The 12,081-nt window shown below is 71.0% G+C and carries 7 protein-coding genes; 2 read left to right on the forward strand and 5 right to left on the reverse strand.

Going from position 1 to position 12,081, the window contains the following annotated elements; translation table 11 throughout:
• A partial coding sequence (locus VF612_RS17660; protein WP_408661170.1) for a tetratricopeptide repeat protein occupies nucleotides 1-828 on the forward strand: 828 nt, incomplete at its 5' end.
• Here VF612_RS17660 and VF612_RS17665 read toward each other — a convergent pair.
• The 3 genes from VF612_RS17665 to VF612_RS17675 form a co-directional block, all read right to left on the reverse strand.
• Nucleotides 823-2,292 (reverse strand): dihydrolipoamide acetyltransferase family protein, encoded by a 1,470-nt coding sequence (locus VF612_RS17665; protein ID WP_408661171.1) that lies wholly within the window; start codon nucleotides 2,290-2,292, stop codon nucleotides 823-825. The two genes, VF612_RS17660 and VF612_RS17665, sit on opposite strands and share 6 nt — an antisense overlap.
• A gap of 13 nt (nucleotides 2,293-2,305) precedes the next feature.
• Nucleotides 2,306-3,280, reverse strand: a complete 975-nt coding sequence (locus VF612_RS17670) for an alpha-ketoacid dehydrogenase subunit beta (RefSeq protein ID WP_408661172.1) — start codon at nucleotides 3,278-3,280, stop codon at nucleotides 2,306-2,308.
• Nucleotides 3,281-3,404: 124 nt separating this feature from the next.
• Nucleotides 3,405-4,523: a thiamine pyrophosphate-dependent dehydrogenase E1 component subunit alpha gene (locus tag VF612_RS17675; protein ID WP_408661173.1), complete on the reverse strand. Its 1,119-nt coding sequence runs from the start codon at nucleotides 4,521-4,523 to the stop codon at nucleotides 3,405-3,407.
• A 386-nt stretch (nucleotides 4,524-4,909) separates the two neighbouring features.
• On the opposite strand from VF612_RS17675, the gene VF612_RS17680 reads away from it, so the two are divergent.
• On the forward strand, nucleotides 4,910-5,338 hold the full coding sequence (locus VF612_RS17680; protein ID WP_408661174.1) for a CBS domain-containing protein: 429 nt from the start codon (nucleotides 4,910-4,912) through the stop codon (nucleotides 5,336-5,338).
• A gap of 50 nt (nucleotides 5,339-5,388) precedes the next feature.
• Here the strand turns inward: VF612_RS17680 and VF612_RS17685 are convergent, their stop codons facing one another.
• Both VF612_RS17685 and VF612_RS17690 read right to left on the reverse strand, forming a co-directional pair.
• Nucleotides 5,389-7,401 (reverse strand): HelD family protein, encoded by a 2,013-nt coding sequence (locus VF612_RS17685; RefSeq protein ID WP_408661175.1) that lies wholly within the window; start codon nucleotides 7,399-7,401, stop codon nucleotides 5,389-5,391.
• 148 nt (nucleotides 7,402-7,549) lie between these two features.
• Nucleotides 7,550-12,043, reverse strand: a complete 4,494-nt coding sequence (locus VF612_RS17690; protein WP_408661176.1) for a beta strand repeat-containing protein — start codon at nucleotides 12,041-12,043, stop codon at nucleotides 7,550-7,552.
• Nucleotides 12,044-12,081 lie beyond the last annotated feature (38 nt).

Consider the following 12,081-nt stretch of genomic DNA (forward strand, 5'->3'; position numbering starts at 1 on the left):
GCCATCCCCGTCCGCTACCGCCCCGAGCTGGCTAGGTCACTGGACAACCTCGGCGTCTATCTCTCCGAACTTGGCCGGCCCGCCGACGCTCTGCCGATCAGCCAAGAGGCCGTCGACATCCGCCGGGAACTGGCCGCCGCAAACCCCGACCGCTACCGCCCCGACCTGGCCAGCTCGCTGAACAACCTCGGCATCCGACTGTCCGCACTTGGCCGGCCCGCCGACGCGCTGCCGGTCACCCAACAGGCCGCCGACATTTACCGGGAACTGGCCGCCGCCAACCCCGACCGCTACCGCCCCGACCTAGCCGCCTCGCTGAACAACTTTTGCGTCCAGCTGTTCGAAGTTGGCCGGCCCGCCGACGCTCTGCCGATCAGCCAAGAGGCCGTCGACATCTACCGGGAACTGGCCGCCGCCCTCCCAGGCCGCTACCGCCCTGACCTGGCCAGCTCGCTGGACAACCTCGGCGTCTATCTCTCCGAACTTGGCCGGCCCGCCGACGCGCTGCCGATCACCCAAGAGGCCGTCGACATCCGCCGGGAACTGGCCGCCGCCATCCCCGACCGCTACCGCCCCGACCTAGCCGGCTCGCTGAACAACCTCGGCATTCTTCTGTCCCAATTGGACCGGCCCGCCGACGCGCTGCCGATCAGCCAAGAGGCCGTCGACATCTACCGGCAACTGGCCGCCGCCATCCCCGACCGCTACCGCCCCAACCTAGCCAGGTCCCTGCATCTATTGGCCGACATCCTGACATCTTTGAGCGCCGCAGCGGAAGCGGAGCAGGCGCGGAGTGAAGCCGGTGCCCTCCTGCGTGAGTTGCTATAGCAGCGCCAGCCCGGGGTCGCGCAGCACCGCCGCGACATCGGCAAGGAACTCCGAGCCCTGCTGGCCGTCCACCGAGCGGTGGTCGAACGACACCGCCAGCTGGGTGACCCAGCGTGGCTCGATGCGCTCGTCGTCGCCCTCGCCGACCACCCAGGGCTGCCGGCGGATCGCGCCGAAGGCCAGGATCGCGGCCTCGCCCGGGTTCAGGATCGGCGTGCCGGTGTCGACGCCGAACACCCCGACGTTGGTGATGGTGAAGGTGCCGCCGCTCATGTCGGCCGGCGTCGTCTTGCCGGCCCGGGCCGTCTCCGTCAAAGTGCCGATGGCCTGGGCCAGCTCCAGCAGCGACAACGACTCCGCGCCCTTGATGTTGGGCACGATCAGGCCCCGGTCGGTGGCCGCCGCGATGCCCAGGTTGACGTAGTGCTTGACCACGATCTCGCCGGCCGCCTCGTCCCAGGTGGAGTTGATGATCGGCGTGCGCCTGGCCGCCCACAGCACCGCGCGGGCGACGAACAGCAGCGGCGAGACCTTGACCCCGGCGAACTCCCGCCGGGCGCCGATCCGCTTGCGCAGCTCCATCATCTCGCTGACGTCGACGGTGATGAACTCGGTGACGTGCGGCGCGGTGAACGCCGAGGCCACCATCGCCGCGGCGGTGTGCTTGCGCACCCCCTTGATCGGGATCCGGGTCTCCGCCTCACGAACCGGCACGGCGCTGGCCGCGGCCGGGGTGCTGACGGCCTGCTGGACGTCCTCCCGGGAGATGGTGCCGTTGGGCCCGGTGGGCACCACGGTGCCCAGATCCACGCCCAGGGTCTTGGCGAGCTTGCGGACCGGGGGCTTGGCCAGCACCGTCCGGTGCGGGGTGACCACGGCGGTCGCCGCGCCCGCGCCGGGGGTCACGTTGAACGCCTCGTGGGCGGTGGGCGCCGGCACTCCGGCCGACGGCTGCGGCCGCTTGCGCCGGCGGCTGCGCTCGCCCGAGACCCCGTAGCCGACCAGCACCGCCTGCCGCTCGCCGGAACCGCCTGAACCCCCGGCGCCGTTGGAGCCGTTGCCCGACGCCGCGCCGGCAGGCGCCGAGCCGGTGATCCCGCCGTCGACAGGAGGCGTCGGGATCATGTCCTCGGCGCCACCGCCGACCGGGGTCTCGTCGACATCCTTGGCGCCAGAGGGCGTCGGCTGGCTGCTGCCCGATCCGCCGGTCAGCTCGCCGGTGCCCACCTTGAGGGTGATGATCGGCTGGCCGACGTCGACGGTGACGCCCTCGTCGAAGTGGATCTCATGCACCACCCCGGCATAGGGCGAGGGCAGCTCGACCGCTGCCTTGGCGGTTTCGACCTCGACCAGCACCTGGTTGACGACCACCGCGTCGCCGACCTTGACGTCCCAGCGGAGGATGTCGGCCTCGGTCAGGCCCTCTCCGACGTCGGGGAGTTTGAATTGCTTGAGCTCAGCCACGGTTGCGGTTCTCCTAGTAGGCCAGGGAGCGGTCGACGGCGTCGAGGATCCGGTCGACGTCGGGCAGCCACTCCTCCTCGACCCGGCTCGCCGGGTACGGGGTGTCGAAGCCGCCGACCCGCAGGACCGGGGCCTCCAGTGCGTAGAAGGCCCGCTCCTGCACCCGGGCCGCGATCTCGGCGCCCATCCCCAGCGTCACCGAGGCCTCGTGCACGACCACCAGCCGACCGGTCTTCTGCACCGACTGCACGACGGTATCGGTGTCCAGCGGCGACAGGGACCGCAGGTCGATGACCTCCAGCTCCGAACCGTCCTCGGCGGCGGCCCGGGCGGCGTCCAGCGCGGTGGCGACCATCGGCCCGTAGGCGACCAGGGTGGCATCGCGGCCGGGACGGACCACGTGCGCCTTGTGCAAGGGCGCCGGGACGGCATCCAGATCGACATCGCCCTTGGCCCAGTACCGGCGCTTGGGCTCGAAGAAGATCACCGGGTCGTCGGACTGGATGGACTGCCGCAGCATCCAGTAGGCGTCGGAGGGGTTGGAACAGGTGACCACCTTCAGGCCGGCGGTGTGGGCGAAGTACGCCTCCGGGGACTCCGAGTGGTGCTCGACCGCTCCGATGCCGCCGCCGTACGGGATCCGGACGGTGATGGGCATCTTGACCTGGCCGAGCGACCGGTTGTGGAACTTGGCCACCTGGCAGACGATCTGGTCGAAGGCGGGGTAGACGAACCCGTCGAACTGGATCTCGCAGACCGGCCGGTAGCCCCGGATCGCCAGCCCCACCGCCGAGCCGAGAATGCCCGACTCGCCCAGCGGGGCGTCGATCACCCGGTCCTCGCCGAAGTCCTTCTGCAGGCCGTCGGTGATTCGGAAGACGCCACCGAGCTTGCCGACGTCCAGGCCCATCACCAGCACCTTGGGATCGGCTTCCATCCGGTTGCGCAGCGCCGCGTTCAGGGCCGCGGCCATGCTCATGGTGCTCATGCTGTTTCCTCCCACCGATCCACCTGGCTCTTCGCGCTAGCGCTCATCGCGACATCCGCTCCGCTCCTGGCGCGAGCGCTCATCGCCGGATTCGCTCCGCTCCTCGCTTCGCTGCGATGCTCGCTCATCGGTGCGCCTCCTCGAAGGAGTTCAGGTACTCGGCGTAGCCGGCCCGCTGCTGGGCCAGTTCCTCGGTCGGCTCGGCGTACACATGGTCGAAGGGCGACAGCGGGCCGGGATCCTCCAGCCTGCGGCAGGCCTCGCGGATCCGTTCGGCCAGCGCCTCGGACTCGGCGTCGAGGGAGTCGAAGAAGTCCTGGCCGACCCCGGCTTCGCGCACCAGGTAGGCGCGCACCCGCTCGACCGGATCGCGCAGCCGCCAGGTCTCCAGCTCGTCGGAGAGCCGGTACCGGGTCGGATCGTCGGACGTGGTGTGCGCGCCCATCCGGTAGGTGTACGCCTCGATCAGCGTCGGGCCCTGGCCCGAGCGTGCCTCGTCCAGAGCCAGCCGGCTGGCGGCCAGGCACGCCAGCACGTCGTTGCCGTCGATCCGGATGCCCGGGAAGCCGAAGCCGGACGCCCGCTGGAACAGCGGCACCCGGCTCTGGCGCTCGACCGCCTCCGAGATCGCCCACTGGTTGTTCTGGCAGTAGAAGACCACCGGCAGGTTGGACGCGGCCGCCCAGATGAACGCCTCGTTGACGTCGCCCTGGCTCGAGGCGCCGTCGCCGAAGAACGCGATGACCGCGGTGTCGCGGTCATGGTCGCCCGAGCCGACGGCGCCATCGCGGACCACGCCCATGGCGTAGCCGACCGCGTGCAGCGTCTGGGCGCCCAGGACGATGGTGTACAGGCTGAAGTTGTTCTCGTTCGGGTTCCAGCCGCCCAGGCTGACGCCGCGGAACATCCCCAGCAGCGTCACCGGGTCGACGTCGCGGCACCAGGCCACCCCGTGCTCGCGGTAGGTCGGGAACGCCATGTCCTGCGGGCGCATCGCCCGGGCAGCGCCGACCTGGGCGGCCTCCTGGCCGAGGCAGGACGCCCACAGCCCGAGCTCGCCCTGGCGCTGCAGCGCGGTGGCCTCGGCGTCGAAGCGGCGGACCAGCACCAGGTCCCGGTACAGCGAGGTGATCTCGTCATCGGTGATCTCGAGCGGAAAGTCCGGATGGGACACCCGGATGCCCTCAGGAGTCAGGAGTTGGATCAGGTCCGGCTCAGGGGGGACATGTCCGTGCAGCGACATCAGGTCTCCTCGCGTCTCGAGCACCGGCTGCGGGATCACCGCGGGTGCCGTCAGGCTTGCTTGTTCTGGCTGAGGCGGCTCTGCCAGTCCAACGATGTGAACTTCTGGCGAGTCTGGCTGGGGGCGAGCTCAGGGATGGCGAGTGCCCCCGCGGCGACTGCGTGTATCTCATAGTCGCATGAACTGCCCGATGCCCGTGGGCGGCTTCGGCTACCCCGGCCGGAATCACACCGCCGGCTGGCCGCGGGTTACCCCGTTGCTCGGGTCACAATAACCTCCGCCGGGCGACACGGACCTGACAGAGCCCGCAGGGACCTTCCGAGGCCGCGGGTACTCCACTAGCGTCTGCAGCCGGGGGGCCCACCAGCCAGCTACCAGGAGGCCAGATGCTCATCGCGGATATCTTGCGGCGCAAGGGATCGAACGTCGTCACCATCGCATCGGACGAGCCGGTGTCACACATGGTGGCAAGCCTGGCCGAACACAAGATCGGCGCGCTGGTCGTGGTGGACGGCGGCCGGACGGTCGGCATCGTCTCGGAGCGGGATGTGGTGCGCCGGCTGCACCGGGTCGGTCCCGGGGTGCTGGAGCTGCCGGTCTCGGAGCTGATGACCACCGACGTGATCAGCTGCGAGCCCACCGACAGCGTGGACCAGATCGGCGCGGCCATGACCGAGAAGCGGATCAGGCACATGCCGGTGCTGGCCAAGGGCGAGCTGGCCGGCATCGTCACGATCGGGGACGTGGTGGCGGCCCGGATCGCCGACCTCGAGCAGACCCGCGGCCAGCTCGAGAGCTACATCACCCAGGGCTGAGGCAGGCTGATCGGCCGTCTGGGTCAACCGGTCAGCTCCGCTGGGCAATATCAACCGGCCAGCTCCGCTGGCAGCGGCTCGGTGTGCACGACGGCCAGCCGCGACACCGCCCTGGTCCAGCAGACGTACAGCCGGCGCAGGCCGGCCAGCCGGTCCAGCTCGGCGGCCACGATCTCGGCAGGCTCGAACAGCACCACCGAGTCGAACTCCAGGCCCTTGGCCGCCGTCGCCGGCACCACGGTGACCCGCTCGGCCGGCTCGCGGTCCAGGCCGGCCGCGGCGATCCCCGCCGCGGCGAGTTCGGCGAGCACGTCGGCCGCCCGGACGTCGGGCACGATCACCGCGATCGAGCCCTCCGCGGCCAAACAGCGCCCGACCGCGTCCAGCAGGTCCGTGCCGTAGCTCAGCGCCTGCTCCCCGGACCGGATCGAGGACGCCGGCGGGACGTCGGACGCGATGTGCGGCAGCAGCCGGTTGGCGACCTGGAGAACCTCGCCCGGCACCCGGTAGCCGATCGTCAGCGGCCTGATCCGCGCCGCCGGCTGGCCGAGGTGGGTCAGCGCCGCCTGCCAGGAGCCGGCTGCCCAGGGCGCCGTGGTCTGGGCCTGGTCGCCCAGCACGGTCAGCGAGCCGAGCGGGCACCGGCGGGCCACCGCCCGGCACTGCATCGGCGACAGATCCTGCGCCTCGTCCACCACCACGTGGACGAAGCCCTCGACGCCGCTGATCAGGCCGGCCAGCTCGTCCAGCAGCACCAGGTCGGCAGCGGAGAACCCGGCCTGCCTGGCCGGCACCGGCCGCGCCGGCGGCGTACGGCGGAGCAGCTGCAGCTCCTCCTCGCTCAGCCGGGCACCGGCGCAGCGGCGGGCGAAGTCCGCATCGGTGTACAGCCTGAGCAGCACCACCCGCGGGTCCAGGGCGGGCCAGACCGAGTCGATGTACTCCCGGACCTGCGCCGAGCGGGCCACCTTGGCGGTCTCGGCATCGGACGGGGCGCCGCCGGCGTCCTCGCGCTGCCGGCGGACGTCCTGGGCCAGCAGCTGCCGCAGCCGCTCCCGGGCGCTGTCCCAGCGCAGCTCGCCGCTGGCCATGCTGCGGCGCGCGTCATCGACATAGCGGCGGGCCCGCTCGACCGGGATCCGGTACCGGCGGGTGCCCACGATCGGCACGACGTCCTCGGTGGGCTTGGCGATGTAGCTGAACACCGCTCGTCGCAGCACCTCCGCCATCCGTGCGTCGCCCTTGAGGATCGCGACCGGCACCGGGTCCTCGCGCTGCGGCTGGATACCCGAGACCAGCTGGTCGACGGTGCTCTGCCGGATGCCGCTCTCGCCCAGCGCCGGCAGCACCTGGGCGATGTAGCGCAGGAACGCCGAGTTCGGCCCGACCACCAGCACCCCGGAGCGCCGCAGCCGTTCCGGGTAGCTGTAGAGCAGGTACGCCGCCCGGTGCAGCCCGACCGCGGTCTTGCCGGTGCCGGGCGCGCCCTGGATGCACAGCGAGGTGTCCAGGTCGGCCCGCACCAGCTCGTCCTGGTCCGGCTGGATGGTGGCCACGATGTCGCGCATCGGCCCGACCCGGGGACGCTCGATCTCATCGCGCAGCAGGTGCGAGGCCAGCCCCAGCTCCTCGCCGGCATCGAGGTGCTCGTCCTCGAAGGAGGTGAGCTGCCCGTCGGCGAAGCCGAACCGGCGGCGCAACCTCACTCCCTGCCGGTCGGCGGTGCTGGCCCGGTAGAACGGCCGGGCGATCGGGGCTCGCCAGTCGATCACCATCGGATCGCCGGAGTTGTCGCGGATGTGCCGGCGGCCGATGTGGAACACCTCGCCGGCCGGATGCTGGCCGTCCGGATCGCGATCGGTGCGGCCGAAGAACGGCGGCGCGGAGCTGCCGTCCGACAGCTGCTTCAGCCGGTCGGCGCGGAGCCGTCCCAGGCTCTCGCTGGCCAGGGCGTCCACGCCGTAGTCGGCGATCCGGTCGGCGGCCTCCCGCATCTGCTCCAGGCAGGCCAGCGACTCCTGCAGGTGTTCTCGTTCGGCAAGCAGCAGCGGATCGTCACTCACGATTGGACAACGCTAGACCTGCGGCGCAACTGATTTATCGCGGGCGCTGATCCGCCGTCGGCCAAACGGCATCGACCCCGGCCCGCTGGATGCGGACCGGGGTCGATCACCTGCTCGGCCGGGCTGATTCAGCCCCGGCCTGTCGTGCTCAGCTCTCGTTGCGGCGACGACGGCCGATCATCATCAGCGCGAACCCGGCCAGGGCCAGCGCACCGGCCGAGGCCGCCGAGATCCGCTGGTTCCGCAGGCCCGTGTCGGCCAACCCGGACTCACCGCCCGTGCTGGTTCCTACGACCGGGGCCTTCGTGCCGGTCTTGGTGCCGGTCTTGGTGCCGGTGCCCGAGGGCGGGTTGACCACCGTGTCAGCGCTCAGGTACCGCGCCTTCCCGTTGGACCCGAGCCCGGCCGACATCACCGTCTTGGAGCCGGTGTTGTTGGCCACCGTGACGGGGATGCTGAAGGTGCCAGCGGCGTTGGCGAAGCCGTGCGCGAGCACCGTCCGCTTCATGGGACTGCCGCTGTTGCTGTAGTACCACCCGATCTCGATCGGCGCCCCCGGCTTGTAGCCGGTTCCGGTGACCGTGATCACCTGGTTGACGTAGATCTTCGACGGCACGCCGCCCAGCTTGCCGTCCGCCTTCGGCTTGGACGCAGGCAGCGCGACCGCGGCCACCTTCGTCACCTTCAGCGTGAAGTTCTGGGTCGCGTCGGGCGAGACGCCGTTGCTGGCCTTGATCACGAGCGGGTAGTTGGTGCTGGCCGTCACCGACGGGGTTCCGGCGATGGTGGCCGTCCCGTTGTGGTTGTCGGTGAACGTCATGCCCGGCGGCAGCGCGCCGGTCTTGGTGATCGTGGTCGCCGTCGGGTACCCGGCGGTCGTGGTCACGGTGAAGCTCTGGCCGGCCACGTCCGAGGTGAAGGTGACGGTGTTGGCGCTGGTGATCACCGGCGGCGCGTTGACGGTCAGCGTGAAGCTCTGGGTCGCGTCGGTGCTGGCGCCGTTGCTGGCCTTGATGGTGATTCCGAACGTCCCGCTCACCGTCGGGGTGCCGGCGATGGTAGCGGTGCCGTTGTGGTTGTCGGTGAACGTCACCCCGGCCGGCAGGGCGCCGGTCTTGGTGAGGGTGGTCGCGGTCGGGTACCCGGCCGTGGTGGTCACCGTGAAGCTGCCCGCGGTCCCCTTGGTGAAGGTGGCGTGGTCAGCGCTGGTGATCACCGGCGAGGCGTTCGGCGGCACCACCGTCAGGGTGAACGACTGCTGGGTGGACCCGGCGGAGTTGCCCGCCGTGATCGTCAGCGGGTAGCTGCCGGTGGTGCCGGCAGCCGGCGTGCCACTCAACGTGGCGGTGCCGTTTCCGTTGTCGGTGAAGCTCACCCCGGCCGGCAGCGTGCCGGTCTGCGACATCGACGTGGCGGTCGGGTAGCCGGCCGTGGTGGTCACCGTGAAGCTGCCCGCGCTGCCGATCGTGAACGTGGTGTGGTCGGCGCTGGTGATCACCGGCAGCTTGGTGACCGTGAGCGTGAAGCTCTGGGTCGCGTCGGTGGTCTGGCCGTTGCTGGCCGTGATCGTGATCGGGAAGGATCCGGCCGCCGTCGGGGTGCCCGCGATGGTCGCGGTCCCGTCACCGTTGTCGGTGAAGCTCACCCCGGCCGGCAGCGCGCCGGTCTTGGTGAGGGTGGTCGCGGTCGGGTAGCCGGCCGTGGTGGTCACGGTGAAGCTGCCCGCCGTGCCGACCGCGAAGGTCGCGTGGTCATCGCTGGTGATCACCGGCGAGGCATTCGCCGGCTGCACCGTGAGGGTGAAGGACTGCTCGGTGGACCCGGCGGAGTTGGCCGCCGTGATCGTCAGCGGGTAGCTGCCGGTGGTGCCGGCAGCCGGCGTGCCACTCAACGTGGCGGTGCCGTCACCGTTGTCGGTGAAGCTCACCCCGGCCGGCAGGGCGCCGGTCTGCGACAGCGTGGTCGCCACCGGGTACCCGGCCGTGGTGGTCACGGTGAAGTTGCCCGCCGTGCCGATCGCGAACGTCGTGTGGTCGGCGCTGGTGATGACCGGCAGCTTGGTGACCGTCAGCATGAAGCTCTGGGTCGCGTCGGTGGTCCCGTTGCTGGCCGTGATCGTGATCGGGAACGCGCCGGCAGCCGTCGGGGTGCCCGCGATGGTGGCGGTGCCGTCACCGTTGTCGGTGAACGTCACCCCAGCCGGCAGCGAACCGGTCTTGGTGATGGTGGTGGTGGTCGGGTAGCCGGGGGTGGTGGTCACCGTGAAGCTGCCCGCCGTCCCGACCGCGAACGTGGCATGGTCGGCGCTGGTGATCACCGGCGAGGCGTTCGCCGGCACCACGGTGAGGGTGAAGGACTGCTGCCGGTTACCGGCCGCGTTGGTAGCGGTGATGGTCAGCGGGTAGCTGCCGGCGGTGCCCGCGGCCGGGGTGCCGGCCAGGGTGGCGGTGCCGTCACCGTTGTCGGTGAAGGTCACGCCGGTGGGCAGCGCTCCGGTCTTGGTGAGGGTGGTGGCCACCGGGTAGCCGGCCGTGGTGGTGACGGTGAAGCTGCCCGCCGCGCCGACCACGAACGTCGTCGAGTTGGCGCTGGTGAAGCTCGCCAGCTCGTACACCATCAGGGTGAAGTCCTGGGTGGTGAACCCGGTGGCGTTGGTGGCCCTGAACTGCAGGTTGTACACCCCGCCGGTGCCCGCGGCCGGCGTGCCGGCCAGGGTGGCGGTGCCGTCACCGTTGTCGGTGAAGGTGACGCCGTCAGGCAGCGTTCCGGTGGTCTGGGTGACGGTGTCCGCAGCCGGGCTGGTGGTCACCGTGAAGCTGCCCGCCGTGCCCACCGTGAACGTGTCATGGTCAGTACTGGTGATGTCGGGCGCCTGGTTGACCGTCAGCGTGAACGCCTGGGTCGCATCCGGGGCCACACCGTTGCTGGCCGTGATGGTGATCGGGTAGCTGCCCGACACGGTCGGCGTGCCGGCGATGGTGGCGGTGCCGTCACCGTTGTCGGTGAAGGTCACCCCGGCCGGCAGCGCACCGGTCTTGGTGATCGTGGTGGCCGCCGGAACTCCGGGAGCCGTGGTCACCGTGAAGGCGCCGGCCGCGCCGCGGCTGAAGGTGTCGTGGTCGGCGCTGGTGATGCTCGGCGGCTGGTTCACCGTCAGCGTGAAGTTCTGGGTGGTGTCGGGAGTGACACCGTCGCTGGCGGTGAGGGTGAGCGGGTACGTGCCGCCGGTGCCCGCCGCCGGGGTGCCCGCGATGGTCGCGCCACAACCGGACGGCGAGAAGCTCACCCCGGACGGCAGCGTGCCGGTGTAGGACACCGTGGTGCCCGCGCCGCCGGAGGTGGTCACCGAGAACGAGCCGGCCGTGCCCACCACGAAGGTGGCGTGGTCGGCGCTGGTGATCACCGGCGACTCCACCACCGTCAGCGTGAAGGACTGGGTCGCCGCCGGGCTCGCCCCGTTGGTCGCGGTGATCGTGATCGGGTAGCTGCCCGCCGTGCCCGCTGCCGGGGTGCCAGCGATGCTCGCGGTGCCGTTGCCGTTGTCGGTGAACGTCACGCCGCTGGGCAGCGCGCCGGTCTTGCTCAGCGTGGTCGCCACCGGGAACCCGGCCTGGGTGGTCACCAGGAAGTTGCCCGCCGCGCCGGACTGGAAGGTGGCGTGGTCGGCGCTGGTGATGGTCGGCGACTCGGTCACCGTCAGGGTGAACGCCTGGCTGTCCGACGGGGCGGTGCCGTTGTCGGCGTTGATGGTGAAGCTGTACGTCCCACCGCTACCGGCCGGCGGGGTGCCGGCCAGGGTGCCGGTGCCGTCGCCGTTGTCGGTGAAGCTCAGCCAGGCCGGCAGGGTGCCGCTGGTGGTCAGCGTCGGGTTCGGGAACCCGCTGGTGGTGACGGTGAACGAGCCCGCCGTCCCCACCGCGAACGAGGTGCTGTTGGCGCTGCTGATGGTCGGCGCGCTGGAGACCGTCAGGGTCGCCGCGGTGGAGGTCGCCGAGCCGACCGTGTTGGTGAACACGGCCCGGTACTGGTTGCCGTTGTCACCGGCGGCCGCGGTGAAGGTGTAGGTGGGGCTGGTCGCGCCGGCGATGTTCGCGAAGCTGCCGCCGCCGACCGAACGCTGCCACTGCACCGTCGGGGCCGGGAAGCCCGATGCCGCCGCGGTGAAGCTCACCGACGCGCCCGGGTTCACCGACTGGTCAGCCGGGTTGGTGGTGATCGCCGGCGCCTGGTTGACGTTGACGGTCAGGGTCTGGGTGCCGTTCGGGTTGACCCCGTTGGACGCGGTCAGGTTCAGCGTGTACGCCCCACCGGTGCCGGCTGCCGGCGTGCCGGACAGGGTCGCGGTGCCGTTGCCGTTGTCGACGAAGCCCAGGCCGGTCGGCAGGGTGCCGGTCCGGCTGATGCTCGGCGTCGGGTAGGCGGTCGGGGTGGTGGTGATGGTGAACGAGCCGGGAGTGCCGGTCGTGAAGGTCGTGGTGTTGGCGCTGGTGAAGGCCGGGGCCTGGCTGACCGTGACCGTCAGCGTCTGGGTGGCGTTCGGGTTCACGCCGTTGGACGCGGTCAGGCTGAGCGGGTAGCTGCCGCCAGCGGTCGGGGTGCCGGACAGGGTCGCGGTGCCGTTGCCGTTGTCGACGAAGGTCATGCCCGGCGACACCGTGCCGGTCCGACCGACCGCGGGCG

Source organism: Jatrophihabitans sp. (assembly GCF_036388195.1).
GTDB lineage: Bacteria > Actinomycetota > Actinomycetes > Mycobacteriales > Jatrophihabitantaceae > Jatrophihabitans_A.